Here is a 23,763-nt window from a genome sequence, read left to right as displayed (position 1 = left end):
CGCAAGCAGATCAGCTCCCGCAACGATTCACGAGATACGCTTCACGTTCAACGGCTTGTTTTCACTCCCACCCGATCGCAATATTCCGTCAATTTGCACTTGCTGCACCACGGGGACACCGGCTGGCAGAGATTCTGCCCGTAGGGCACGAGCAAGTCGTTGAAGGTAATCCAATATTGTTTCGGCAGCTTGCGCCGGAGCGCCTCTTCGCTCTGTTCCGGCGTCTTGGTCTTGATGTAGCCCCAGCGATTGCTGATCCGGTGCACGTGAATATCCACGCAGATGCCGGGCTTGCCGTAGCCGACTGTCACCACCAGGTTCGCCGTCTTTCTTCCGACTCCCGACAGAGTGACCAGCTCCTCGATGGAATCGGGCACCGTTCCGCCGTAGACATCGAGCAGACGGCGGCAGATGGCGTGAATTGACTTCGCTTTGGTCCGGTAAAATCCGACGGGATAGATGGCGGATACGATGGTCTTCAGCGGAAGTGTCACCATCGATGCCGGCTCGTGGGCCAGCGCAAAGAGTCGCGCGCTCGCTTCAGCGGTGGTTTTGTCTTTGGTGCGGAGGCTCAAGAGGCAGGAGATGAGGATGCGGAAGGGATCGCGGGCGGACTCACGCGCCACGACTCCGACGACCGGTTCCTGCCACTGGCGGATCTCTCGCTTGACGATCCTGATCGCGGCGTGGATCTCGTCCTGACGCATCTGGTGCGACGTGCGTGGCCCGTGGAGAACGCTGATCGAGGAGAGGTGTACGAGCGGAAATAGCCTGAGACTGTCTGCTACTCAGGCTTCCGCTTGGACAACCACTTCTGACGGCGCCGTTGAGCCTCGCGCAACTTGGCTTTCTTTCTCACGCTCGGCTTTTCGTAATACCGGCGGCGCTTCAGTTCACGAAACAACCCTTCGCCTGCCAACTTCTTCTTGGCAACCTTGAGGGCCTTCTCGACATTGTTATTGAAGACTTTGATTTCCATCTCGTGCCGACTTTCCACTTTCTCAGGCCGTGCCTGTCTACCTCTGTGAAACTACGCAACAGAGGGCGGAGTGTAGCATAGCCCCTTGAGTTCCTCAAGACAGTTGCTGATCTTTGAGCATCTTTGTGCGAGCGAGCATTTAAGATGCTGAATTTGTTGATATTTCAAGTTTGTATTGGCGGTGTGAAGCCCTGCTTCTGCCGCTGCAACGGCCATGATGATACCCACGGTCAGGTCCGACTGAACGGGGGCGGAGACGCCGGTTCGAAACGATGCGATGGCCCGTCCCGCTTCACAGGCCAGTTCGGCAATCTCCAGCGGCACTTCTGTGATCCGTTGCAATGCCGCAGTCAATATTGCGGACCGGTCTGCGTGATCTGCGGGAAGTTTCCGCGCCTGCGCGAATACCTCGTAGGCGTCACAATCTTCCTGCATGAGTGTCTGCAATCGTCGGCTCATGTCAGCGAGTTGTTGTTCCGCAGCCGGCTCCTTTCCCAAGCGCGCTCCCATGACGCCCAGGGAGGCGGCCAGGGCTCCTACCAACGCGGCTACGCTTCCGCCCGCAGGCGCCGGTGTGGCAGCGGCGACGGCCTGGAGAAAGGCTTCTATCTGGCTGGCATCCGCGTGCGATTGAGCTGACATGGCGGCAGCCAATTTTGTTTCAAGAACGGACATGGGATCGAAGCGTTTGAACCGGAGGAATGCCGCCGCCGCCTGGTCCAGTGCCGCTTGCGGAACGAGGCCGATCAATTCACTGTCGGCGATGCCCACGCCGGTCCTGGTTGCTTCGGTCTTTACTGCAAGAAAGGCTGTGGCCATCGACGTGACGCGATAATCCGTTATGTTCATCGAGACCTGCACGATGCCGCGGCCGGCGAGCGGTATGCCGATCGCCTTGACGTGCGGCAATCCGCCGCTCGATTGCCTGACGGTCTTGGCGATGGCTTTGGCGATCGTGAGATCGGCGGTGTTGAGATTCACATTGAACGCGATGAGCGGCGGCCGTGCTCCGATCACGATGGCTCCCGCCGTCTCGTGGAGCCGGGAGGGGCCGAAATCCGGGCGCCAGTTCCGGTCCGCCGCCAGCCGCGCGCTCAGGCCGGGTAATCCCCCCCGGCGGATTGATTCCAGTCGCGTGCGATCCGGATGGTTGGTGGCCTGCTCATACAGAAAAACGGGGATCTGGAGTTCTCTTCCCACGCGTTCGCCGAGACGGCGGGCCAGCTGTACGCAGTCTTCCATGGTCGCGTCTTGGAGAGGAACAAAGGGTACGACATCCGTTGCCCCGATGCGGGGGTGGACGCCCTCATGGCGGCGAAGATCGATCCGTTCCGTGGCAATGCGGATGGCCTGAAACACCGCGTTGCACAACGCGTCAGGCCTGCCGGCGAACGTCAGCACGGATCGATGATGATCGGGATCGCTGGTGTGACCCAGCAGCCAGACCCCCGGCACCGATCGCCCGGCCGCGATCAGCGCCTGGATGATGGCTGGGTTGCGACCGTCGCTGAAATTCGGGATGCATTCAATGATCTTGAGCATCGGTGTATTTGGGGTGAAAACGAAAAAGCCGGAAGGGGTGTTCAAGCTCCCCTCCGGCTTTCCTTCTCCTCGCGTGCGAGGCAGTGGCACCCTTACTTGGTCTTCTTCACAAACGCTTTGTAGATCAGGCCAGAGGTCGCCCGTTCTTCTTCCATGCCGACCATCTGATGCCCTGTAGTATCACACCAGGCCGGCATGTCTTTCTTGATGCCTTCGTCGTCGGACACGACTTCAAGCACTTGCCCGATGGCAAGTTCCTTGATTTTTTTCGACGTGAGAATAATGGGCATCGGGCAAAAGTATCCGAGGGTATCGAGCGTCACATCTGCCTGCATCATCGATAACACTCCTGGCTAGTGGCGAGAGGCAATGGGCGAGAGGAAGAATTCGACAACCCCCTCGCTTCTGGCCTCGTACCTCTCGCCTTTCAAATAAACAAATTCACGCTGCCCTGCTTGGCTTCGGCGAGATAGGTCGTCACCCCTGCGAATTGATCGATTCCGTCAATCAGGGTGTCCTTGGTAATACCCATGAGCCCCATCGTTGTCGTGCAGGCGATAAACCGCACACCCAGATCGAGTGCCGTCTGCATCAACTCGGGTACTCCGGGCATCCGGTTCTGCTTCATGACTTTCTGCATCATCCTGGTGCCGAGTCCGCCAAAATGGAAGCGGGACAGCGGGAGGGTTTCGGCTCCCCCCTTGTTGAGGACGCCGAACATCCGGCGGAGCCAGTCCTTGGCTGAACTGGCGGCGCCCTTCCGGCGAATCGTATTCAATCCCCAAAAGGTGAAGAAGACGGTGACTTGCATGCCCATCGCGGCCGCGCCTGTGGCAATGATGAAGGCGGCCATGGCCCGGTCCAAGTCTCCGCTCAAGAGGACAATCGTCACCTTGTCTGGTTTCGACTCTTGCAGCCGGGCTAAAGCGACGGAAGGTTCTAGCTGAGTGGTTTGCATCGGGCTCCTCACTAGGGCGTCACCACGCGCGACGCCCCTATTATCAAGGTGTTTCGACTATAGTCTCCGCATCTTTTTCTTGTCAAGGCAACGAACTTGACCGCACCCGTGCGGCTGGCTATAGTCCCAATTTCATCACCCACGATCCTCAGGACCGTCTTATTGTATGACCGCCAACGTGGAACAGGATACAACGCCGTTACGCAGTCCTCCTCTTTTAGGCTTCTGGTATGCGGCGGCGGCCAGCTCCGATCTCGCTCCAGGGACGTTGAAGGGTGTGGTGCTGTTGAGCACCCCGATACTCCTCTGTCGTACGAAGGACGGCCGTGTGTCGGCGATGCTCGACCTTTGCCCCCATCGAGGGATGCCTTTGTCCTTTGGGCGCTTGGATGGGGACCGAGTCGAGTGTTTCTATCACGGCTGGCAGTTTGAGACGGACGGACGCTGTGCGGCGATTCCGTCCCTGGTCAGCGATTCTCCGATCGACCCCAAGAAGATCTGCGTCACGTCCTATCCCTGCCAGGATCAGGACGGCTATATCTGGGTCTACATGGCGGACAGCCGGTATCCAGACCGGCCGATTCCTCCGTTAATGCGGCATCCCCTTCCCTCGCAACCCTATCTGATGTTTCAGCATTCGCAGATGTTGTCGAGCACGCTCGATGACGGCGTGGTGGGATTAATGGACCCGGCGCACGGACCCTACGTGCATCAGAGCAGTTTCTGGCGCAAGCCCGCCAGCCAGCATGACAAGGCGAAGAGGTTTGAGCCGATCCCCAACGGGTTCCGGATGGTCGGCCATGCGCCGTCGAAGAACAGCCCTCCGTATCAATTATTGAAGTGGTTTTCCGGCGGAGAGCTCACCACGACCATCGACTTCGTCCTGCCGAATCAGCGGTATGAGTTCATCCAGTGCGGGTCGTTATGGGTCTCGATCCGGGTCTTGATGACGCCGATTACGGAGCACGAAACCCGTATGGATTTCTGTGCTGCCTGGAACGTCTTCCGCTGGCTGCCGTTCGGCACATCCATCTTCAAGGCTTTTGCAAAAGGCTTTCTGGCACAGGATAAGGTGGCGATGGACCGCCAGTCGATCGGGCTTAAGTACAAGCCGCCGTTCCGCCTCGTCGGTGACGCCGACCAACAGGCGAAGTGGTACCACAAGTTGAAAGCGGCCTACCTCATTTCCGTCCAGACAGGGCAACCGCTCGATCATCCGCTCAAGGGGCCGGTCACGCTTCGCTGGCGCAGCTAGAAATCGCTAGTGTGTGCCGGTGGGCATGACGAGGGCGATGGCCCGCCGTATCTGATCCCGCGAGCCGAGCAGCACGATAATATCGCCGGCCAGGAGTTTGGTTTTCTCTGGCGGGTTCGATTCGGTCACGCCGCTCCTCGTCCAGGCAATCACGGAGGCGCCGGTTCGTGGCCGCAGCGAGAGCTGCGCCAGCGTTTTGCCGATGGCGGGGGAGTCCTCATCGATTCGGCAGGTCTCTACCTCGACATCGCTGAGCGTGCCTCCCCGAAGATGGTGCGCCAATTCGGGCATCTCGCTCCGCCGCAACAGGGCATACCCTTCCCGGCGCACTTGTTCGGCCTTCTTCATCACATAATCCTGGGGCAGGTTATAGGTCCGCAGCACCAGGGCGAAGATCTCAATCGAGGTCTCGAACTCCTCCGGGACCACGTCATCGGCTCCCAGTTGGTGCAGTTCTTCCAGCTCGCGCAGGTACCGGGTACGGACGACGATGTGCAGTCTGGCGTTGAGTCCCCTCGCGACTTGCACCGTCCGTCGAACCATGAAGGGGTCGGAAATGGCGACGACCATGACCCGCGCGTCTTCGATTTTGACATGCCGGAGCACGTTGGGGTTCGTTGCATCCCCGTAATACAACGGCACGCCATGCTGGGCTTCCCGCCGGACCGTGTCGCCGTCCAGGTCTAATGCGATGTACGGCACTTCCGTTTCTCCGAGCACCCTTGCCAGGTTTCGGCCGTTCAGTCCGTATCCCACGATGATCACGTGATCTTTAATCCGCAGATGCCGTCCTTCCGTTTCGAGGACGTGCGCGGTCGTCCGGCCGGGAAACCAGCGGCGGAGCCGCTGCACGGCTTCGGCGCGGCGGGCGAGATGCGGCGACCATTGCATCAGGAACGGGGTAATGATCATCGAGCAGACGGACACGGCGAGGAACACCTGGTAGGGGGCGCCGGAGAGTAGCCCGTTCTCCTGTCCGACTTGCGCCAGAATGAAGCTGAACTCGCCGACCTGCGCGAGGGCCACGCCGGTCATCACTGCCGACCGTGGCGGGACCGCGACGGCCAGGACCGCACCGGCGCCGGTGACGAACTTGAGCGCCAAGATGACGGCCAGAAGGCCGGTCACAATGGCCGGATATTCAAGCAGCACCCGCCAATCCATCAGAATCCCGATGGAGACGAAAAACAGACTGTTGAAACTGTCGCGGAAGGGCAGGACTTCCGCCATCGCCTGATGGCTGTATTCCGACTCCGAAATGACGAGCCCGGCGATGAAGGCGCCCAGTGCCAGGGACAGGCCCCCGAGCGAGGTCAGCCAGGCGATTCCTAGGCACAGGACAATGACTGTGAGGAGGAAGAGTTCACGGCTGCGGCTGCGGACGATGTGCTCAAGCAATTTGGGCACGATGTACCAGGCGGCGGCTACCACGAGGCCGACGACCACGACTGATTTACCGAGCGTCAGGAAGATAGATAGGGCCGCGCCTTCGCTGGGACTGGCGAGAATCGGCGCGAGCAGGATCATGGGGACGACGGCGAGGTCTTGAAAGACGAGAATCCCGATCGTTGCACGCCCGTGGAGCGAATCGGTTTCGCCATTGGCGGCCAATGCTTTCAGGACGATCGCTGTGCTGCTGAGCGAGAGGAGGAACCCCCAGAAGATGCCCTGTTGCCACGGCAGTCCGGCAACCAGGGACCCCAGCCAGACAATTGCCACGACGCCCCCGACTTGAACGGGAGCCGCAATAAAGAGGAGCTTCCTCAACGAGGCCAACTGGACTAAGGAAAACTCGATGCCGATGGTGAAGAGCAGCAGAACCACGCCGATTTCGGCGAGGACTTGGACAGTGCTGGTGTCGGAGATGAGGTGGAATCCGTGGGGGCCGATGAGCGCGCCGGCGACGAGAAATCCGGCGATGGAGGGCAGCCGGAACTGATGGAAGACGAAGACCACCGCGATCGAAACCGCGAAGATGACGAGCAAATTGCTGAGAACGCCGTAGTCGGTCATAGACGAAAGGGCATGGAGAAGCCTGCGTCGGAGAATACCCCAGCCGACTGGATCGAACAAGGTAAAGCTGCTTGTCGCGGGGAGGGCGGTTGAGTAGAGTGGGCGCGACACAAGGATCGGAGACCGAATGCTGCGGGTCATCATTTTCGATTTCAACGGGGTCATTGCCGATGATGAGACCCCGCATGTGCACTGCTTCTGTCAGGCGCTCGACGAATTCGGACTGAGCTTGTCGAAAGAAGACTACTACGGCAGATATCTCGGGATGGACGAGCGGATCTGCACGGCATTGCTACTGGCCGCTCGCGACGGGTACAGCGACGAGAGCGTGATGCGGCAGGTCCAGGAACGGAAGGCGGAGCTGTTCCGGCTCCATACCGCCGCGCACCAGCCGGCGTTGTTTCCCGGCGTGGTTGAGTTTGTGAAAGCGGCCAAGCGGCAGGCTCGACTGGCCATTGCCTCAGGCGGCCGGCGTGAGCAAATCGACCGGGCACTTGATCAGACGCCCATTCAGCATGATTTCGAGCTGACTGTGTCGGCGGAAGACTGCTCCACCGGTAAACCTGATCCCTCAATTTATCGCATGACGCTCACGCGGCTGAACGGCCTCGCATCGCCTCTATCCCTCTTGCAGCCCAATGAATGTCTCGTTATTGAAGACTCCAAGGCGGGCATTCGCGCCGCACGCGCCGCCGGAATGTTCGTGCTCGGGCTGGCGACAACCTATTCCGCGGATCACTTGCACGAAGCCGATCTGGTCCTGCCCTCGCTGGCAGGGGCGGATCCCGAAGACCTTCTCGTGCGCATCTGGTGACGGCTTTTGCGGTGCAATCCTGTGCAGGCCAACCTCGGCAAACCGGCTCCGGGTCTCATTTTCCCCCTCCAAAGCGGCATAGACTTGCGCGCGGTGCGTTCCGTAGGGTGAGGAGGTCACGTCGCGACGCGCAGATTGGCCGCTTAGCGATGTCCGGTGTGTGGTCACATTCTTCTCCCGGAGGTGCTCTATGGGCCTGAGTCGTGTACTCTCAGTGGTCGCCATGCTCGCGTTGGTTACGGTACATCCGGTGTTTGCCGATACCCCGCCGCCGGCGGAGCCGTCTGAAACCTGGGAGTGTCCGCAAGCCGACGGGACGTCTGTTTACACGAACAAGGAGAAACCGGGCTGTCGGGCCATGGTTCTTAAGCCTCTGTCCATTGTTCCCTCGCTGGATCATATGCCGTTGATTCCTCGCACGATCGGCGGGACGAACCCACCCTCCTATCCCGCGGCCGCTTTGGAGTACGGATCTCTGAGTGGAGCGCAGAATGTGCCGGATTGGGCCAAAGACTGGTATGCCTCGACGACAGGGAGCCGGGGCGATATTTGCGGGATGTTCTGGGAATGGGTGCGGTTGAATGAAAAAACGCGGGGCGGCTTCTATTTCGGCTCGGATCCCTCCTACGGCGGCGATCCGACCGGGCGGAATCAGCGGGGCCCCAGCTATTCGTTCTACGACAATGCGCGCTATCTCGCGCTGAATCGGATCTTCGGGGCGGGGTTTGTGCCGGTGGGTTGCCAGTAGGATCGGCTGAGATTTCAGGCCCGCAGCTTCGCGAGGACGGCTGCGGGATCCCAATAAGCCCAGAAAGTCTGGATGTGTCCCGCTTCGTTGAACTCGAACACATCAATCCCCTTAACCTCGACGGGCTTCCCATTCCTTCCAATGCCCTGTCCATGAAACAGGACCGCTGCGCGGTTGTGGGCGACGTGCGTCTCCTGCGCGTGGATGGTGACTTTCTGTAGAGCGCCGGCGATTGTGTGGAAGAGGACCTTGAGAGCGGCATGCCCTTGCGCAGGCGTGGCTCCATAGAGTTCGTGGCTGACCGCATCGGCCGCAAAACAGGCAGTCCAGGCAGTGGGATCAAGGGCGCGCCAGGCGGCAGAGTAGCGATCGGCTCGATCGCGGATATCGTCGGGAGAGAGTGACATGATGATGAATCCTCCTTCGGATCGGCGGCCCGCTGTCTGACAGCGCCGTCAGACCTGGTAGAATTCTCGATACCACTTCACAAAACGCGGGATGCCTTCTTCGATCGGCGTGGCGGGCTTGAAGCCGACATCCCGGGCCAGGTCGTCGATATCGGCATAGGTGGCAGGCACATCCCCCGGCTGCAACGGCATCAGCTTCTTTTCGGCTTTCTTGCCAAGCGCCTGTTCCAGCACGTCGATAAAGTGCAGCAGCTCCACCGGCTGATGGTTGCCGATGTTATAGACCCGGGCCGGCGCCGAACTGGTTCCGGGGTCCGGTTTGTCGCCTGACCACGAGGGATTCGCCGTCGCCGGACGATCGAGGGTGCGGATGATTCCTTCGACGATGTCGTCCACGTAGGTGAAGTCCCGTTTCATTTTGCCGTGATTGAAGACCTCGATCGGCTTCCCTTCCAGAATTGCTTTCGTAAAGATAAACAACGCCATGTCGGGCCTTCCCCATGGCCCGTAGACCGTAAAGAACCGCAGGCCGGTGCAGGGGAGGCGGTACAGATGGGCATAGCAATGGGCCATCAACTCGTTGGCTTTCTTGCTGGCGGCGTAGAGCGAGACCGGATGATCCACGTTGTCGTGAATGGAGAAGGGCATATGGGTATTGCCGCCGTAGACGGAGCTGGACGAGGCGTAGACGAGGTGCTCCACCTTCGCATGCCGGCATCCCTCCAGAATGTTCATGAATCCTTCGATGTTGCTTTCCGTATAGGCGTGCGGATTGATCAGTGAGTAGCGCACTCCGGCTTGGGCGGCCAGGTGGACGACCCGCTTGATGCCATGGTCGGCAAACAGCGCCTTCATCCCCGCCCGGTCGGCCAGCTCCATTTTCAGAAACCGGTAGCCGTCGGCGTTCGCCAGTTTGGCCAGCCGCGCCTCTTTCAATCGGACGTCATAGTAGTCGTTGACGTTGTCCAGGCCGATGACCCGGTCTCCGCGTTCCAGCAACCGCTGTGCGACGTGAAAGCCGATGAAGCCGGCGACGCCGGTGACCAGAATCGGTGATTGCGTTCCGCTCATGTGACGAGACTCCTTCGAGAAGAAAACATGGATGCTGCTAGGACCGGCCGCCTGATTTCATGAAGGGCGGATCGCCGTGGTCCAGGCGGTGGAGCGCCAGTGGGGTCAGCGACTCGCCGGTGGAGACGACGTCAACGCCGCCTGCTGCGGTAGTCCGGTAGATATCAAGCGCTCGAGCGCCATGATACCCGCAATCATGCGGCGCGAGAAGGGGTTGTAGCGTTTCAGGCGGCTCCCAGTGAGCCGTGAGCAAGGCGGTTCTGGCCGGATTGCGCTGGCTGAACATAAAGGAGAGGTGATCCGGATACCAGTCCGCCCCGCCGGTCGCATAGGAGACAAACAGCTTAGCCTGGGCTGCGGCGCAGAGTTCCGCCAGGTAGGCGTTGGTCAGGTAGCCATTTTCGCCGACATCCAGCCATTTCCCTGGATGGGAGAGTGAGGCGTGGGCGGCATAGCTGCGGAGTTCGAGCAGTTGTTGCTGTGAGGCCAGGACGAGGGCGATCGGTCCGTACTGTTCGACGAGCTGTTGAATAACATGGTCCTTGAGCGCGGAGCGGCCTGAATTGGTCGGGCCGCTGTCTGCGTGGACCAGCACGTTCTGTCCGCGGTCGTGGATCAAGTAACAGTTTCTCGGCATCTCCAGGTCACAGGGGTCCTCGCCGTAAAACGGTACGGAGATTACCGCGCCGCCGTCAAAATCCCAGCGTTCACCATGCGCCAGTTCGATCACCCGCCCGAAGCCCATCTCACGTAAGAGCCCGAGATAGTCGTAGTGCAGCTTCTTGCGATTGCGGCGGCTGGGCACGACGATCGGGGTTTCTTTGGGCAGATGCAGGAGTGTTCGCGGGTCCACGTGATCGTCGTGGTCGTGGGTAAGAAATACGGCCGCCGGTTTAGGCAGCAACGAACCCCAGAGGGAGGGGATTGAGGACTCAGCAAACCAGGGGAGCAGCCAGGGGTCGAAGAGCAAGGCATTGTTCTGCTGGCGATAGAGCAGTGCCGCATGGCCCAGATGCACCATGTCGCGGTCCTGCACCACGTCGAACCAGCGCTGGCGGACCGATGGTGTTGCTACACTCAGCAGGCATTCATATTGATGCAGCGAGTCAATCAGCCTGGTCAGGACCGGTTGCGCCTCGCGCGGCGCGGTCATGACGACGGTTTTGATTGCATCGGTTTGATGGGTACCGTCCAACATGCCAAGCACTTTCCCCACGACCGGTCCAAGGGGGCGTTGGTCAAACCCGATAGGAATCGCCTGCCGTTTGACCGAGTGAAAAATCCGGAGGCCGCCGTTGGTCACGGTCGCCGACTTGGTAGGATCGGTTGGAAACTCCCATTGAAAGGTCCCGTCCGGCTTCCGTCCGCAACGGATGTGCTGTTTTAAGTAGGGGCGGGAATTCACCAGTTCGGCGTAGGCATCTTCCAGCCGCCGCTGCCGATCGGGGTCGTCCAGCGGCGCGCGCTTCGAAAACACATCGCTGATGGCGGTATCGATCGAACTGGAGAGTAGACTGTGGGCTTCGTGCAGGCCGGCGACGACCTCAGGGGCGATGCCGGCCACGAAGGGAAACGGACCGGGCGCTTCTCCGCTTTCCAATTGCACCCAACACCAGGGAGCGAGACTGAGGTAATGCTGGCGGGGCAGGCTGTCCCAGATCCGACTCATGTAGTCCGTTCACTTTGCCAGCGAAGTGTGCTGATGGTCGGTTCGTAGAGGGCTTGAATCACGTTGCCGTCGGGGTCCGAGAAATAAAACGAGTAGCTGCCGTCGCGATGCTGCTTCGGCTGTTTGACCACTGTTCCGCCGAGTCCGGTGATCTTTGGGGCAAGATCGGCGAACATCCGGTCGACCGCCTGCGGATCGTCGAGAATCACGCCGACATGATCGAGGAGCTGGCCCTTCGGAGGTTGATAGGCGGCCAGTTCGTCCGGGGGAATTTGGTGGAGTGCCAGGTTATCGCTTCCTGAACTGAAATACACATTGTCGGCATCCGGTTCCCAGACCACCTGCATACCGAGCAGATCTTCGTAAAATCGGCGCGACCGCGGAAGGTCGGTGACGCGCAGCGCCAGATGGCGGAGTCCTCGATGTTGCGGAAGTGCCATGGAGATCGCCTTGTCCTTAGCCAGGGTTCCGATCGACGAGCGTATAGTAGGGAGGCATCACACCAGCCGTCAACGGAAAATCAGCCCCTGCGGAATCAGGGACGGCTGTGGTACCATGGCAAATCCGTTCGTTGAACAAAGGAGTAGCCTGTCATGAATGTCCCTTTTCGCATTGTGATGGCCGTGGCGTCCCTGCTGGCAATTCCCGCACTGTCGCTCGCCGATGGGCCTGAGAAAGAAGTCAAAGGGAAAGATGGCGCCCCGATGGTGTTGATTCCTGAAGGCTCGTTCCCCATGGGCGTCCCGCACGGCGACCGTGACGGAGGGCGCGATGAATATCCGCGCCACGATGTGTTCGTGAGCAGCTTCTATATCGATAAGTTCGAGCTGACCAACGGCCGGTATCTCGAGTTTGTCAAAGCGACGGGCCATCGTATCCCACAGAATCCGAAGAACCCCACCCGCAATCTCTGGCAGGGAGACACGATCGGCGAGTCGCTCGTTGATCGGCCTGTCGTCAATGTGGATTGGGCCGACGCAGAGGCTTACTGTAAGTGGGCGGGCAAGCGGCTGCCGACCGAAGCCGAGTGGGAAAAAGCGGCCAAGGGCACGGCCGATCGACGATTCCCCTGGGGCAACGTCGAGCCGACCAACAAACATCTCAACTTTAACCAGCAATGGATCGGCGAAAAGACCTTGATGCCGGTCGGCAGTTACGAGGCCGGCAAGAGTCCGTTCGGGGTATACGACATGGCCGGCAACGTCTGGGAATGGGTCAACGACTGGTATGACGGCAAGTATTACGAGAAGAGCCCGGCGAAGAATCCCAAAGGTCCCGAGTCCGGGACGAAGCGAGTCCTGCGCGGGGCCGGATGGCAGAACGAGACGCCCACCGTCCGCATCTTCACCCGTGTGGATAGCGATCCCACGATCCGGAACGAATCGACCGGATTCCGCTGCGCGACGGACGCGCCGGCGAAATAAGCCTACCAATGAGTGACAAGGGCTTCTCGGGGATCACAGTTGCCGCGTTCGAGAGCCGGATGGCCTCTGAGATGACCCGGCTCATCGAACGCTACGGGGGGCGCCCGCTGGTGACCCCCGCCCTCCGCGAACTGCCCATCCGGGACAATCCGACCGCCCTGCGCTTTGGCATCCGTCTCATTGAAGGCCAGGTTGATATTCTGATCCTGATGACCGGCATCGGAACGACGGAGCTCTTTGAGATTCTCCGGTCGCGCCATCCGATGTCCTCGATCCTGGTGGGGGTGAAGCAAACTGCCATCGTGGCGCGGGGACCCAAGCCGGTGGCGGCGCTCAAGGCCCTCGGGATCACCCCCACGCTGACAGTTCCCGAGCCCAACACCTGGGTGGATGTCGTCTCGACGCTGGATGAATATCGGCCGGTCAAAGGCCTGCGTGTGGCCGTGCAGGAATATGGCATCTCCAATCCTGATCTCCTGGATGCCCTGCGCAAGCGGGGGGCTGAGGTGTTCCCCGTGCCGGTCTACAAGTGGGGGTTGCCGGAAGATCTGACCCCGCTTCGGCAGGTGCTCGATCAGGTCATTGCGGGGAACGTTCAGGTCATGTTGATGACGAATGCGATGCAGATCGACCATGTCATGCAGGTGCTGGAACAGGATGGCAAGATTGACCCGTTTCGAGCGGCGCTGAAGCGGGTGGTGGTCGCCTCGATCGGCCCGACCGCCAGCGAGCGTCTCCGCCACTACGACTGGCCCGTCGATTTCGAGCCGTCACACTCTAAGATGGGGATTCTGGTGAAGGAAGCCAGCGAGCAGATTCAGGATCTACTGAAGTCAAAAGCGCACTAACACCCCGCCTCTGTTTCTTGAACGTTTTCCCCCAAAGCCGTGGCCTTCCGTTCAACGCTCTCCAGAGAGCGAGCGGGATGTTACTGGGTGCTATAGAGAGAGCGGACGATCTCGGCCGTGTTGAACAGCATCGCGTTGAGGCGGGTATAGGCCGCATGGCCGTAGTAATGCTCGCGAATGTTCGTTGAGCCGGTGCAGTCTTTATAGTCCGCCAGGAGGCACTGTCCATCGGTTGGAAAACGCACGGCACGGCGGGCGCATTCCAGCCAGCGTTCAAATCCATCGTAGGGTTCGAGCAATTCCCAGACGGCTTTGTTGACCGCTTTGACCGCCTCGCTTGCCGGGACGGCATCGCTGCCGGCCACCGCGAGTTCCTGAACATAGTCGCCGCCCCAGGCAATGGGCATTTCCATCGTAACTTGGGGGAGCTCCATTTTTGAGAGCCAGGTTTTCCCGTCGGTGCGCAAGTTCCGATGGTTGACGACGTGCAGCAGCCGGCCGATCCCTGACGGATCCCACCCATAGCGGACGGGTGTCCCGAGCGTGACGATGTCCAAATGCGCACTGTTCAAGAGGGTTCCAGCGTTTAAGAGCGGTTCGATGCGCTGAATCAATGATGCGGCGTCGGCATGGCCTGTCTGTGGCGCAGTGGTGAGGAGATGAAACAGTTTCGGTCGTCCTGTGATCGGGCTGGGGCACAGCAGATTCGAGGCCAGGGCGGCGACTAAGCCCGCCTGTCCGTGCGCGAGGAGGAGAATTCTATTTCCTGCCGCGAGGTGGTGTTGTTCGCAGAGGGTACGGAGGTCGTTCAACAGCTGGACGGCTGCGATGGCGCGTCCGACGTGATGATGCGCCGAGGACCACAATAGGCGCACACAGGGAATGGGCGTTGTGAGGTTTTTATTCAGGGCCTGCTCCAACAAGGCTGTGTAGGCAGCGGTAAAATTTCCTGCATCACCGACCTGAGCGTCGAGGACTTTCTTGGTAGCCTCGTCGTGGGAGAGGGGAATGGTCAGTCCGCCTGACAATGGCGGGATCCCGTTTCCTCCTTCGCGCATGGCGGCGAGCAGCGCATCGACGCCTGACACGCCGCGCGAATAGCCCCGCTTGAGTCCCCCGACTTCATCCAGCCGCTGCATTCCGAACACGTCGGTGCCGACGATGGACCCGTGGAGCAGGACGATCGCCCGGACACCGGCCTGGGCAAGCTGTGCCCCATATTGCGCCATCGCATCAAACCAGGCTGGCGATTCGGAGAGCGCGCCCGGGGTCAATTCGGCGGTGCGCAGCCTGTCTCCCGGGCTTTTTCTGGACAGTTCATCGTGCTGGAAATTGTTTTCGTTGGGCATGGCGACGAGGTTCTTACCGCAAGTCAGCGCAGAAGTGCAATCGTGCGAAGCGTCAGGGGTGAGGGGATGGGGGAGTCTTGTCAGTATCTGTTAGGGTTTCGGCTGCAAAGAGGTTCTCGGCATGACGGCGGTGGCGTGGCAGGTCTTATTGTCTTCGTCGATCCGGTGATCGAGGATCCTCACATCCTGCAGGTATTCCTGAACGATTTCCTCCCGGGTCAATTCGATGTCCTGTTCAGGCTCGCGGCCGCTCCGGTCCCGGACGCGGTCCACCATATGTTCCTTGACCATGACCCGGATTTGTTTGGCGAGGTCGGTCCGGGCGGAGAGTTCCGATACTCGTTGGCAGACGATTTTCCCCTTGGCGAGATCGCCTTGGCCTTTGCCGATCCAGTACTTTTCAGAGGAATAGCCGCCGATTCCTTCTCCCCCGGTTGCGGGGGTGTTCGCCGATGATTGTCTGTCGCCCTTCGACTCGGGCTGTTGCCAGAGACGGTCGAAGGATTGATCGGCGTGCTGTCTCACCTCTCCAGGCTCTGCGGCATGTGCTGGGAGCCGGGAACTTCCTGTCAGGAGTCCGCAGAGCGACGTAATGACCAGAAGTCTGTCGCAGGATGTCGTCATTATCGTCCTCGTCGGCCCCTGCCGTATCCGCTGTGCTCTCCCCCTCCCCCGCGATTGCCGCCTTCGGAGGCCCGGGGTGCCACTTGATAGGGGACGCGAGGAACCTGGTGCTGGAGAGGCGGACGAATCTGATTGATGGTCGGAGGTAGCCGGCGTGCGACCGGAGGTTGAGAGCCTGATGGGGACGTAAGTTGTCGGTAGTCGCCGGGCTGGCCCCATGAACGGCGTTGTCGCATCAATGGCTGTGTCGGCGACTCTGTGTGGCCGGAGGGCTGCTGGCCGGCCTGCGGTGGCGCAGCGGGGGCGGTATGGATGATTTCATTCAGGGTTCGCGGAACTCCCGGTGAGCCGGGGCGCGGAACGACCTGGTGGCGTGGCATGGCCGGTTGAACGGTGTCGGGGGCCGGCGGGTGTTTGCTGGTGATGACGTGTCGGGCGAGGGCAACGTGGGGACTTGCCGGGTACAGCCCGAGGGCCACATTCAGCAGCGCATGGGTTGGGACGAGGCCGATCCATGGATAGGGAGAGAGGACGGGCGGGACGAGCACCCAGTCGGTCCAGGCCTGGGAGACCATCGCGTTGGATTACACGCGGTCCAGGATTTCCTGCCGGTGCTGGGTGGCCCGCTGGGCCTGATCGAGCGTCGTCGCATCCGCGAGGGCTTGATTGGCTGCGTCGAGTTCCTGCTGAAGCTGTTCATTTTCCTGTGTGAGCGCGACGAGCTGATGGCGCGCATCCTCGTTTTCCCGCAAGGCGGCGATGGCATGACTTACTTCTTCCGTATCGATCTGCGCGATCAGATCGGTCTTGACGACGATCGCGTCGCCGTCGAGAGTCGTGTTGGTCTGTTGATCGAGGACGAGGATCAATCCCGCCGTGTACGTCCGGATTTCGTCCCTGGTGATGTCCAGCCCGTCCACGACCGTGACGCTTTCCAGGTACGTGGCGACCTGCTCCAAGGCGTTCCGTTTCGCCTGTTCTGTGGCGAGTCGGAGAGCATCTTCCCGGGTATCCCGGTCCCCCATCCGATGTTCGCCTTGGGCGCTCACGATTCGAATTTCGGCGTGCCCCGCTTGGGCCCAGAGCATCATCGCGGCAAGCAAGAGCGACGCGAGGCACGGGGAACGGGTTGGGTGGGGACCGAGAAGCGCGACGGCTGTCTGTGGGACTGGCGGACCGGGCATCGTCTTGCCCCTCTCACAGAGTCATGACGCACCAGAGCCTTGCAGGATGACAGCAATTTTCTGATCCTCGATGCGTATCAGCATAGCACCAGCACCCCTGTTTCGCCAGCGCGTGGTCGGGATTCCGGCCGGCTTGCCTTCCAGAAAATTCGCGTGCTAAGTTACTCATCCCCTGACGGGTGAAAGGAATGTTGGATCTGTCCATGCGTCATCCAGCTCATCTTTTTTTCGCGTTCTTTGTCTGCCTATCTCTGATCGGGCTCGAGATGCTTTCCGGGGCGGTGTCTCCGGTTGAAGCCGCCGCATCAAAAGCGATTGAGGCGCTGGCGGGGGCTCCCGAGCATGTGATTCTGTTCGTCCTGGAGGGATTCGGGCAGGACTCGCTGAAGGGCGGGACGATGCCGGTCCTCAGCAAGCTCATCAAGGAGGGGGCCGTGACCTGGTCGGCAACCGGAGTCAACCCGGCGTTGCGTTTGCCGACCATGGCGTCGCTCGTGACCGGGATGCCTGTTGAGAAGCATGGCATTACGTGGAACGCATTTGAATTCAGCCGCGGCTATCCGCGCTCGCCCAGCATGTTCGATTATCTCGATCTGAGCGGCGGCCGGGACAGCGCCATTTTCTATATGGACGAGTCCCTCTATCAGCTCGCCAGACCGGAGCCTTATACCGACTATCAACTCTGCGGCGCGCTGCGCCCCGAGTGCCATCCGGACAAGATCGTGTCTTACATACGCCAATATTTCCAGAAAGCCACGAGCGGGCATGGCTACGGTCATGCGATTCTCTCGCTGCCGCATCTGCTGGTTGTTCATCTTCCGGAAGCCGGCCGGGCCGGTGCCGCGCATGGATGGAATTCGAAAGAGTACCGCCAGGCCCTGCAGGCAGTGGATGCGGCCATGAAATCCGTCATGGATGTCTTCAAGGAACATGGCCTATCGAATCGGACGACGGTCGTGGTGACGGCCCTCAGCGGTCCCGGCACGGATCTCAACGGGGAGGCCCCCACCACAACGGCTACGCCGATCGTGCCCTGGATTGCCTCCGGTGTCGGGATCAAGCGCGGTCAGGTCATTCACCAGCCGGTGTCCATTATCGACACAGGGGCGACGGTGATGCGCATCCTCGGCCTCGAAACGCACACAGAGTGGGACAGCAAGGCCGTCGAGGAAATTTTTCAAGCGGCGGCAGTGGCGCCGGCCGACGCTTCCTCCAGGAAATAGGCGTGTGATCATGACATCCAGATTTCTTCGCCAACGGGTTGTTTCCCTCGCGGGTGTGATCGTATTGGGCCTCACGGCCTCTTTGTGGACGTCCGAAGGACAGGCGGGACCTCCCCCGGCCCATCTCAAGGAACATGCGATTACCATTGACGCGACGAAGCTGGTGCCGCAATCCTGGTGGCAGGTCCCTGGCGTCACACCGACGATTTGGACCTTGGATCCTGAAACCTCAGACGCCTATAAAACGTCTGAGCCGCGGGAACTTCTGCTCAAGCCGGGAAAGTACAAATTCATCAGTTTCACGTTCGATTTTCCCTTCATGGTCAATCTGGACGGGACGATCGACTTTTCGAAGTCGCTCGATCAGTGTATCGAGGGCCGTGGGACTCAGACTCTGGTTGTGCGTTGCAAGCGAATGTACCCCCACGGGGGCCAACGGGATCAGTACTACGAACAGAACCCCTAAACTATGACACACACCCTGGATGACCTCTTAGAAGCCCTTGAAGACGTAGACGACGCGACGCGGGAAGAAGCCGCGAAGGCGCTGGCTGATCTCGCCGATCCGAAGTCCATCGACGCGTTGGTCAGTGCCTGTGGCGACGATTTCTGGTCGGTGCGCGCCTATGCCGGCTGTGCCGCCGCCAAGATCGGCGGCCCTAAGGCGGTGGATGCCCTGATCGGGCTGTTCAACGACGCCATCATGGAAGTGCGCAACCAGGCGGTTGAGGCGGCCGCCAAGATGGGACCGGCAGTGCTGGACCGCATGATTGCGGCGCTCAAGGATGAACGGTGGCGGGTGCGGGAGCATGCCGCGAAGACCTGCGGTGAGTTGCGCGACAAGAAGGCGGTCGATGCATTAATGGTCGCCTGCCGCGACCGTGATGGAGCGGTGAAGAGCGCGGCGGCCGAAGCGTTGGGCAAAATCGGCGATCCCAAGGCGGTGCCGGCGTTGATCAAGTTGTTCCGGGACTCCTCCAAGATCGTGCGGGAAACGGCCGGGACGGCGCTGATCTATATCGGCCAGCCCTCCGTCGATCCGTTGATCGAGAGTCTGAAGGATAAAGATTTTGTCGTGCGGTGCCATGCGGCCAGGGCCCTGGGGGGCATGACGACCGACTATCAGATCGGCCGGACATGGGTGCGCGATGCCAAAGTGGTGGATGCCCTGATCGTCACCCTGAAGGATCCGGACCGTGCGGTTCGCGAGGATGCGACCATTGCCCTGGGCATGATCGGAGATTCTCGGGCCATCGACGCCCTGCTGGAAGCGATGAAAGACGGGGCCGTCAAGCGGCATGCGATCGCCTCCCTCGGCATGATCGGCGATCCGCGCGCGCTGCCGGCGGTTCTCGACGCGCTCAAGGGGAAAGGGATCAAGCAGGAAGGATCCCCGACGCCGGGCTGTATCGTGAGCGAGGATGCCTTTATCAAGGAAGCCGCGGCGACCGCCCTCGGGCAGTTCCGCGATCCGCGCGTGATTCCCGATCTCATCATGTTGCTCAAGGACGGGGTGTTGCGCGAGAAAGCCGCCGCCGCGTTGACGATCATCGGCGACACGGCCATCGAGCCGCTGATTGCCTTCCTCTATGATCCCAAGGCGTCTGAAGTGGAAGCCGAGGGAGAACGAGTGCTGTCCTACGCCTCCGTGCGACTGACGGCCAAAGACGCGCTCCGGTTGATCGTCTTGGAGACATTGGAAAAACTCGGGTGGTCGCCGCCTGCTGAAGAAGTGGCCATCGATTCCAGCCAGGCGGACAACCTCCGTGTCGATCGGCCTCTCGGCGATACAGGGCGCTTCGGTCCTTCCGGCGACGTGGCCAAATCCAGCTAGAGTTTTGGTCTTTTGCTCGATCCTCACTCATTCCCCCGCCCCCCAGGCACGCTCCGTTGACCCTGTAAAAAACCGTGTGTTAGGGTTGTCGGCTCGATCCAGGAGGTCCATGGTGGCGGATTCGGTGGCGGAGCAGATCGCGGCCCTCAAGGATGAGGACTGGGCCATTCGTGAAGAGGCGGCCTGTCTCCTTGGTACCCTGAAAGATCCGAGGGCGGTCATCCCGCTGGTGTCGGTGTTGCGCGACCGCGACCGCTCGGTCCGCGAAGCGGCAATCGGCGCGCTGACGGCGATCGGCGAACCGTCGGTCCCGGCGTTGGGAGCCTGTCTATCCGACCCTGAGTTGACGGTGCAGGAGGCGGCTTCGGCGATTCTCGCGTCCATTGCGGATCAGCGGGTGCTCGATCCGCTGAAGGACGCGTTGCGGAGTCATGATTGGATCGTGCGCATGCATGCGGCCAAGGCACTGGGACGGGTGCAAGAGGTCTCGGCCATCGCGCCCCTCCTGCCGTTGCTGCAAGATAAAGTCAAAGCGGTGCGAGAGGAAGTGGCGACGGCCCTGGCTGCCATCGGTGAAGCGGCGATTCCGGCGCTGCTGGACACCCTGCAGCATGCGGAGTGGCTGGTCCGTCTCCATGCCGTCGAATCGTTAGGGAAAATGAAGTCGCAGAAGGCGGTGGAACCGCTGTTGTCGGTTTTATTCAACGATCAGGATTCGGCGATTCGTGAGGACGCGGTGCGGGCGCTCGGCGAGATCGGTGATCCCCAGGCCGTCGAGTTTTTGTTCACGGCGATGAAAGAGCCGGGATTGCGAACCTTGGCGGTCGAAGCGCTCGGACGGATCGGCGATCGCCGAGCGGTTCCGGTATTGATTGAGGTGGTCGAAGGGACGCGCCCGCTTGAAGCGCCGCGCGCCGTCGCGGGGTGCGGGGATCAATGGAATGAAGAGGTCATTACGCAGGGCGCGGCGGTCCGGGCCCTCGGCATCATCGGCGATGACTCCTCGATTCCCTGCCTGGTGACGGCATTGGAGCCGACGTTCACCAGAGCGGAGGCGGCGGCGGCCCTCGGAAAGTTCGGGGCCAAAGCGGTTCCCTTTCTCCTCCCGCTGCTCACCGGTCCCAGGGATGAAAATATCCGGTATCACGTGAAGGAAGCGCTGGCGCTGGCGGGATGGCGGCCCGGGCGAGTGTAGCGTCCCGGTTGCTGGAGCCTATGTCAAAGGAAACGATTGAAACATTAGTCTCTGAACTGGTCCATGAAGAGGACTGGCGCCGGATGCGCGCGACGGCTGCATGTGTGGCCGGAGGACCACGGGCCGTGCAGGCCCTGGTTGAGGCGCTCCGCTCAGGGACGACCGATCTAAAGAAAGAAGCGGCGGCGATGTTGGCTCGGATGAAAGATCCGCAGGCAGGGGTCGCGCTCGTCGGTCTGCTTGAAGATGCAGATGAGGGGGTGCGGAAAGCCGGGGCCTCAGCGTTGGAGCACATGGCCGGGGTGCTCGATACGGATACCGCCTCGGCGCTAGTCGCGCTGCTTCTCAAGACTCAGGAGGGGGAGGTCCGGCACGTGATGACGCATCTGGTCGGGGCGATTCCGACCGCCGTGATCCCACTGTGTGAGATGCTCAAGCATCCGGATCAGGAGGCGCAGGTCACGGCCGCGTTGATGCTGGATCAGCTGTTGGATCCCCGCTCCATCGATGCTTTCATCGACGCGATGGGGCAGCCGGCGGTGCGGGACATCGCGGTTGGCACGTTGAAAAAACTGAGCGCCATCCGCGAGCGGATCGACGATACGTTTAATGCGCTTCGTGATGTGGAAGGGGCCAGTGAGCGTGAAGAAGCACGGATGTCCACGGTCATCAATCTCTTGGGAATCGGCCGGCCGAGCGTCGAAATCCTGATCGAATATCTCGAAGACGAGGATTGGCTTGTGCGCGAGGCGGCGGCCGATCTTCTGGGGAAGATCGCCGATGTGCGCGCCGTGGAACCCCTGATGAAGCGGCTGGCGCACGACAAGGATACCGGCGTGAAGGAGCTGGCGATCAAGGCGCTGGGATTGATCGGCGATGCCCGCCCGATGCAACTCTATCTTGAGGCGATTCCGATCCGTCCGCTCCGCGTGTACGCGATGGAGGCGTTGGCGAAGATTAAGGATGTGGAGGCCTTGCGTCCGCACAAGGAGCTGTTCGATCGGCTGAGGACGGATCGCGACGGGCTGGTGGCCTATAACGCCGGTTTGATCGCCGACAAACTGGAAGCCATGGCCGGGACGCCGGTCACGGGAGAGGAAGGACAGGACGAGGATGAGTAACGAGACGGAGTCGGATCGGATCGATCTTCTCATTTCCGCGTTGCGCGACGAGAACGAAGCGTTGCGCGACCATGCCATCGCGAGCCTGGGACAGATGGGGCCCGATGCGGTGCCCCGCTTGATCGGTCTGATGGCGGACGAGGATGTAGTTATTCGTGAGGCGGCCACGACGGCGGTGGTGCGGATCGGGCCGACGGTGGTCGATGCCTTGCTCGATGCGCTGCAGGACGATGAGTGGGCGATTCGCGAGCAGGCGGCATCCGGACTCGGGAAGCTGAAAGATCCCCGCGGCGTGGAGCCGCTTGTGAACGCGCTCAAGGATAAAGACGGGGCGGTGCGGACCGCCGCGGTGTGGGCGCTGGAACGGATCGGCGATCCCCGCGCGGTGCCCGGCTTGATTGACGCGCTGACAGACAGTACGCTGCGGGAAGATGTCGCCCGGGTGTTGAAGAAGATCGGCGATGTGCGGGCGGTCGAGGCCTTGATCGACGGCCTCTTGGGAAACAATTGGATGGTGCGGCGACATGCCGCCGAAGCGCTTGGTAAAATCGGAGATCAACGCAGCGTCAGTCCCTTGATCGAGTCTTTAAAGGATGAAGATTGGCTCGTGCGCCGGAATGCGGCGGAGTCGCTGGCCAGGCTTGGGGCCAAGGAAGCGATTCAACCGCTCCTGCCGCTGCTCGAAGATGAAAATACGATGGTGCAGGAAACCGTGGAAGGAGTGCTGGCGAGTCTCGGTTGGAAATCGGGTCAATAACCGCTCACTACATTCAGAAGAAGGACACACGTTATGGCAGAAGAAGCTCCAGTGAAGTTAATTCAGATCGGTCCGAAGGGCGGCGAGAAAAAAGACGGATTCAACCTCGTCACCGAGCGGGTTGTCGCCGTCAATCCGGAAGCGAAGCAGGTCGAAGTCGAGCTGCTGGCTTACGACGGCAAGACCGTCGTGCTCGAAGTGGCGGAGGAAGCGCTCGAGGATCTCAAGAAGCTGAAGGTCGGCGACGGCGCGACGATTCGCGTGGTTGAAGAAGGCGGAAAGCGGGTCGCGAAGAGCTTCCGGATCCGTGCGAAAGACCCGAATGCGGCGAAAGCCGACGCGATGTTGCTGGACCTCAAGGACCCGCACTGGCTGAACCGGAAATATGCGGCGGAAGTGTTGGGTGAGCTCAAGGATCAGCGAGCAGTGATGCCGCTGGTGAATGCGCTCACCGACGAAGTCGGCGATGTCCGGCAGCGGGCCTACGATTCGTTGATCAAGCTGGGTGGGGTCTCCGTGTCGTCATTGGTGCCGTTGCTGGTGTCGGAAGAAGATGAAATCCGGCAGTCAGCCACCGAGATCATCCGGAAGATCGGCAAGCCGGCTGTGGAACCTCTGGCGACGGCCTTGACGGATGCCGACGATCGCTTGAAGACCAGGATTATGAAGGTGCTGGACCGGATGGGCTACAAGCCGAAGGCCAAGTCCGAGGCCGCGGTCGAGTTGCCACGCTTGACGTAGGCGGGCA

The 23,763-nt window shown here is 60.8% G+C and carries 25 protein-coding genes; 12 read left to right on the top strand and 13 right to left on the bottom strand.

Annotated features, from left to right (window positions below; translation table 11 throughout):
- Positions 1-47: 47 nt before the first annotated feature.
- The 5 genes from ACO9S2_RS06400 to ACO9S2_RS06380 all read right to left on the bottom strand — a co-directional run bounded on the left by ACO9S2_RS06400 (position 48) and on the right by ACO9S2_RS06380 (position 3,479).
- Positions 48-707: an endonuclease III domain-containing protein gene (locus ACO9S2_RS06400; RefSeq protein WP_423721120.1), complete on the bottom strand. Its 660-nt coding sequence runs from the start codon at positions 705-707 to the stop codon at positions 48-50.
- A gap of 77 nt (positions 708-784) precedes the next feature.
- A complete protein-coding gene (rpsU, locus tag ACO9S2_RS06395; protein ID WP_423721119.1) occupies positions 785-979 on the bottom strand; it encodes a 30S ribosomal protein S21 in 195 nt (64 codons plus the stop codon).
- A gap of 51 nt (positions 980-1,030) precedes the next feature.
- Positions 1,031-2,521, bottom strand: a complete 1,491-nt coding sequence (ftcD, locus tag ACO9S2_RS06390; RefSeq protein WP_423721118.1) for a glutamate formimidoyltransferase — start codon at positions 2,519-2,521, stop codon at positions 1,031-1,033.
- Between the two features lie 92 nt (positions 2,522-2,613).
- Positions 2,614-2,859: a sulfurtransferase TusA family protein gene (locus ACO9S2_RS06385; RefSeq protein WP_423721116.1), complete on the bottom strand. Its 246-nt coding sequence runs from the start codon at positions 2,857-2,859 to the stop codon at positions 2,614-2,616.
- Positions 2,860-2,948: 89 nt separating this feature from the next.
- On the bottom strand, positions 2,949-3,479 hold the full coding sequence (locus ACO9S2_RS06380; RefSeq protein WP_423721114.1) for a DsrE/DsrF/DrsH-like family protein: 531 nt from the start codon (positions 3,477-3,479) through the stop codon (positions 2,949-2,951).
- A gap of 166 nt (positions 3,480-3,645) precedes the next feature.
- Here ACO9S2_RS06380 and ACO9S2_RS06375 point away from each other — a divergent pair, with 166 nt between their 5' ends.
- Positions 3,646-4,734 (top strand): Rieske 2Fe-2S domain-containing protein, encoded by a 1,089-nt coding sequence (locus ACO9S2_RS06375; RefSeq protein ID WP_423721113.1) that lies wholly within the window; start codon positions 3,646-3,648, stop codon positions 4,732-4,734.
- A gap of 6 nt (positions 4,735-4,740) precedes the next feature.
- Here the strand turns inward: ACO9S2_RS06375 and ACO9S2_RS06370 are convergent, their stop codons facing one another.
- Complete coding sequence (locus tag ACO9S2_RS06370; protein ID WP_423721112.1) at positions 4,741-6,747, bottom strand: cation:proton antiporter; 2,007 nt, start codon at positions 6,745-6,747, stop codon at positions 4,741-4,743.
- A gap of 127 nt (positions 6,748-6,874) precedes the next feature.
- Between ACO9S2_RS06370 and ACO9S2_RS06365 the strand changes: the two genes are divergently transcribed.
- Complete coding sequence (locus ACO9S2_RS06365) at positions 6,875-7,561, top strand: HAD family hydrolase (protein ID WP_423721111.1); 687 nt, start codon at positions 6,875-6,877, stop codon at positions 7,559-7,561.
- A gap of 190 nt (positions 7,562-7,751) precedes the next feature.
- Positions 7,752-8,309, top strand: coding sequence for a hypothetical protein (locus tag ACO9S2_RS06360; RefSeq protein ID WP_423721110.1), 558 nt, complete (start codon positions 7,752-7,754; stop codon positions 8,307-8,309).
- A gap of 14 nt (positions 8,310-8,323) precedes the next feature.
- On the opposite strand, the gene ACO9S2_RS06355 is transcribed toward ACO9S2_RS06360, so the two are convergent.
- Genes ACO9S2_RS06355 through ACO9S2_RS06340 form a run of 4 tightly spaced genes read right to left on the bottom strand, consistent with a single transcriptional unit; the run spans position 8,324 to position 11,896 of the window.
- Positions 8,324-8,716 (bottom strand): nuclear transport factor 2 family protein, encoded by a 393-nt coding sequence (locus tag ACO9S2_RS06355; protein ID WP_423721109.1) that lies wholly within the window; start codon positions 8,714-8,716, stop codon positions 8,324-8,326.
- A gap of 48 nt (positions 8,717-8,764) precedes the next feature.
- The gene (locus ACO9S2_RS06350; RefSeq protein ID WP_423721107.1) at positions 8,765-9,787 is read right to left on the bottom strand and encodes an NAD-dependent epimerase; all 1,023 of its coding nucleotides are present in this window, start codon (positions 9,785-9,787) and stop codon (positions 8,765-8,767) included.
- A gap of 37 nt (positions 9,788-9,824) precedes the next feature.
- The gene (locus ACO9S2_RS06345) at positions 9,825-11,456 is read right to left on the bottom strand and encodes an MBL fold metallo-hydrolase (RefSeq protein ID WP_423721106.1); all 1,632 of its coding nucleotides are present in this window, start codon (positions 11,454-11,456) and stop codon (positions 9,825-9,827) included.
- Positions 11,453-11,896, bottom strand: coding sequence for a VOC family protein (locus ACO9S2_RS06340; protein ID WP_423721105.1), 444 nt, complete (start codon positions 11,894-11,896; stop codon positions 11,453-11,455). Before ACO9S2_RS06340 ends, ACO9S2_RS06345 begins: the two co-directional genes overlap by 4 nt.
- Before the next feature lie 153 nt (positions 11,897-12,049).
- On the opposite strand from ACO9S2_RS06340, the gene ACO9S2_RS06335 reads away from it, so the two are divergent.
- On the top strand, positions 12,050-12,880 hold the full coding sequence (locus tag ACO9S2_RS06335) for a formylglycine-generating enzyme family protein (RefSeq protein WP_423721104.1): 831 nt from the start codon (positions 12,050-12,052) through the stop codon (positions 12,878-12,880).
- Between the two features lie 8 nt (positions 12,881-12,888).
- A complete protein-coding gene (locus ACO9S2_RS06330) occupies positions 12,889-13,728 on the top strand; it encodes a uroporphyrinogen-III synthase (RefSeq protein WP_423721103.1) in 840 nt (279 codons plus the stop codon).
- 80 nt (positions 13,729-13,808) lie between these two features.
- Here ACO9S2_RS06330 and ACO9S2_RS06325 read toward each other — a convergent pair whose 3' ends face one another.
- From ACO9S2_RS06325 to ACO9S2_RS06315, 3 genes are all read right to left on the bottom strand, one after another.
- On the bottom strand, positions 13,809-15,077 hold the full coding sequence (locus ACO9S2_RS06325) for a hypothetical protein (protein ID WP_423721101.1): 1,269 nt from the start codon (positions 15,075-15,077) through the stop codon (positions 13,809-13,811).
- A gap of 90 nt (positions 15,078-15,167) precedes the next feature.
- Positions 15,168-15,701, bottom strand: coding sequence for a hypothetical protein (locus ACO9S2_RS06320; RefSeq protein ID WP_423721100.1), 534 nt, complete (start codon positions 15,699-15,701; stop codon positions 15,168-15,170).
- 584 nt (positions 15,702-16,285) lie between these two features.
- Positions 16,286-16,885: a hypothetical protein gene (locus ACO9S2_RS06315; RefSeq protein ID WP_423721099.1), complete on the bottom strand. Its 600-nt coding sequence runs from the start codon at positions 16,883-16,885 to the stop codon at positions 16,286-16,288.
- A 203-nt stretch (positions 16,886-17,088) separates the two neighbouring features.
- On the opposite strand from ACO9S2_RS06315, the gene ACO9S2_RS06310 reads away from it, so the two are divergent.
- From ACO9S2_RS06310 to ACO9S2_RS06280, 7 genes are all read left to right on the top strand, one after another.
- Complete coding sequence (locus ACO9S2_RS06310) at positions 17,089-18,108, top strand: alkaline phosphatase family protein (RefSeq protein ID WP_423721098.1); 1,020 nt, start codon at positions 17,089-17,091, stop codon at positions 18,106-18,108.
- Positions 18,109-18,118: 10 nt separating this feature from the next.
- Positions 18,119-18,574, top strand: coding sequence for a hypothetical protein (locus ACO9S2_RS06305; RefSeq protein ID WP_423721097.1), 456 nt, complete (start codon positions 18,119-18,121; stop codon positions 18,572-18,574).
- Positions 18,575-18,577: 3 nt separating this feature from the next.
- On the top strand, positions 18,578-19,942 hold the full coding sequence (locus ACO9S2_RS06300) for a HEAT repeat domain-containing protein (RefSeq protein ID WP_423721096.1): 1,365 nt from the start codon (positions 18,578-18,580) through the stop codon (positions 19,940-19,942).
- A gap of 109 nt (positions 19,943-20,051) precedes the next feature.
- Positions 20,052-21,137 (top strand): HEAT repeat domain-containing protein, encoded by a 1,086-nt coding sequence (locus tag ACO9S2_RS06295; RefSeq protein WP_423721095.1) that lies wholly within the window; start codon positions 20,052-20,054, stop codon positions 21,135-21,137.
- A 20-nt stretch (positions 21,138-21,157) separates the two neighbouring features.
- Positions 21,158-22,258 carry a HEAT repeat domain-containing protein gene (locus ACO9S2_RS06290; RefSeq protein WP_423721094.1) on the top strand — a complete coding sequence of 367 codons (1,101 nt, stop codon included), beginning with the start codon at positions 21,158-21,160 and terminating at the stop codon, positions 22,256-22,258.
- Positions 22,251-23,015 carry a HEAT repeat domain-containing protein gene (locus ACO9S2_RS06285; protein ID WP_423721093.1) on the top strand — a complete coding sequence of 255 codons (765 nt, stop codon included), beginning with the start codon at positions 22,251-22,253 and terminating at the stop codon, positions 23,013-23,015. Before ACO9S2_RS06290 ends, ACO9S2_RS06285 begins: the two co-directional genes overlap by 8 nt.
- 33 nt (positions 23,016-23,048) lie before the next feature.
- Positions 23,049-23,756, top strand: a complete 708-nt coding sequence (locus ACO9S2_RS06280) for a HEAT repeat domain-containing protein (RefSeq protein ID WP_423721092.1) — start codon at positions 23,049-23,051, stop codon at positions 23,754-23,756.
- Positions 23,757-23,763: the final 7 nt, after the last annotated feature.

Source organism: Nitrospira sp. NS4 (assembly GCF_049546785.1).
Taxonomy (GTDB): domain Bacteria; phylum Nitrospirota; class Nitrospiria; order Nitrospirales; family Nitrospiraceae; genus Nitrospira_D.
The sequence above is the reverse complement of the archived record's forward strand: the minus strand, read 5'-3'. Positions and strand labels throughout refer to the sequence as shown.

What these genes read in the sequence shown, in the direction of transcription:
- rpsU (WP_423721119.1), bottom strand. Translation starts at nt 979, where the DNA reads ATGGAAATCAAAGTCTTCAATAACAATGTCGAGAAGGCCCTCAAGGTT.
- ACO9S2_RS06375 (WP_423721113.1), top strand. Translation starts at nt 3,646, where the DNA reads ATGACCGCCAACGTGGAACAGGATACAACGCCGTTACGCAGTCCTCCT.
- ACO9S2_RS06315 (WP_423721099.1), bottom strand. Translation starts at nt 16,885, where the DNA reads ATGCCCGGTCCGCCAGTCCCACAGACAGCCGTCGCGCTTCTCGGTCCC.
- ACO9S2_RS06365 (WP_423721111.1), top strand. Translation starts at nt 6,875, where the DNA reads ATGCTGCGGGTCATCATTTTCGATTTCAACGGGGTCATTGCCGATGAT.
- ACO9S2_RS06380 (WP_423721114.1), bottom strand. Translation starts at nt 3,479, where the DNA reads ATGCAAACCACTCAGCTAGAACCTTCCGTCGCTTTAGCCCGGCTGCAA.
- ACO9S2_RS06320 (WP_423721100.1), bottom strand. Translation starts at nt 15,701, where the DNA reads ATGACGACATCCTGCGACAGACTTCTGGTCATTACGTCGCTCTGCGGA.
- ACO9S2_RS06330 (WP_423721103.1), top strand. Translation starts at nt 12,889, where the DNA reads ATGAGTGACAAGGGCTTCTCGGGGATCACAGTTGCCGCGTTCGAGAGC.
- ACO9S2_RS06385 (WP_423721116.1), bottom strand. Translation starts at nt 2,859, where the DNA reads ATGATGCAGGCAGATGTGACGCTCGATACCCTCGGATACTTTTGCCCG.
- ACO9S2_RS06300 (WP_423721096.1), top strand. Translation starts at nt 18,578, where the DNA reads ATGACACACACCCTGGATGACCTCTTAGAAGCCCTTGAAGACGTAGAC.
- ftcD (WP_423721118.1), bottom strand. Translation starts at nt 2,521, where the DNA reads ATGCTCAAGATCATTGAATGCATCCCGAATTTCAGCGACGGTCGCAAC.
- ACO9S2_RS06335 (WP_423721104.1), top strand. Translation starts at nt 12,050, where the DNA reads ATGAATGTCCCTTTTCGCATTGTGATGGCCGTGGCGTCCCTGCTGGCA.
- ACO9S2_RS06350 (WP_423721107.1), bottom strand. Translation starts at nt 9,787, where the DNA reads ATGAGCGGAACGCAATCACCGATTCTGGTCACCGGCGTCGCCGGCTTC.
- ACO9S2_RS06370 (WP_423721112.1), bottom strand. Translation starts at nt 6,747, where the DNA reads ATGACCGACTACGGCGTTCTCAGCAATTTGCTCGTCATCTTCGCGGTT.
- ACO9S2_RS06325 (WP_423721101.1), bottom strand. Translation starts at nt 15,077, where the DNA reads ATGCCCAACGAAAACAATTTCCAGCACGATGAACTGTCCAGAAAAAGC.
- ACO9S2_RS06355 (WP_423721109.1), bottom strand. Translation starts at nt 8,716, where the DNA reads ATGTCACTCTCTCCCGACGATATCCGCGATCGAGCCGATCGCTACTCT.
- ACO9S2_RS06360 (WP_423721110.1), top strand. Translation starts at nt 7,752, where the DNA reads ATGGGCCTGAGTCGTGTACTCTCAGTGGTCGCCATGCTCGCGTTGGTT.
- ACO9S2_RS06295 (WP_423721095.1), top strand. Translation starts at nt 20,052, where the DNA reads ATGGTGGCGGATTCGGTGGCGGAGCAGATCGCGGCCCTCAAGGATGAG.
- ACO9S2_RS06285 (WP_423721093.1), top strand. Translation starts at nt 22,251, where the DNA reads ATGAGTAACGAGACGGAGTCGGATCGGATCGATCTTCTCATTTCCGCG.
- ACO9S2_RS06340 (WP_423721105.1), bottom strand. Translation starts at nt 11,896, where the DNA reads ATGGCACTTCCGCAACATCGAGGACTCCGCCATCTGGCGCTGCGCGTC.
- ACO9S2_RS06305 (WP_423721097.1), top strand. Translation starts at nt 18,119, where the DNA reads ATGACATCCAGATTTCTTCGCCAACGGGTTGTTTCCCTCGCGGGTGTG.
- ACO9S2_RS06400 (WP_423721120.1), bottom strand. Translation starts at nt 707, where the DNA reads ATGCGTCAGGACGAGATCCACGCCGCGATCAGGATCGTCAAGCGAGAG.
- ACO9S2_RS06310 (WP_423721098.1), top strand. Translation starts at nt 17,089, where the DNA reads ATGCGTCATCCAGCTCATCTTTTTTTCGCGTTCTTTGTCTGCCTATCT.
- ACO9S2_RS06280 (WP_423721092.1), top strand. Translation starts at nt 23,049, where the DNA reads ATGGCAGAAGAAGCTCCAGTGAAGTTAATTCAGATCGGTCCGAAGGGC.
- ACO9S2_RS06345 (WP_423721106.1), bottom strand. Translation starts at nt 11,456, where the DNA reads ATGAGTCGGATCTGGGACAGCCTGCCCCGCCAGCATTACCTCAGTCTC.
- ACO9S2_RS06290 (WP_423721094.1), top strand. Translation starts at nt 21,158, where the DNA reads ATGTCAAAGGAAACGATTGAAACATTAGTCTCTGAACTGGTCCATGAA.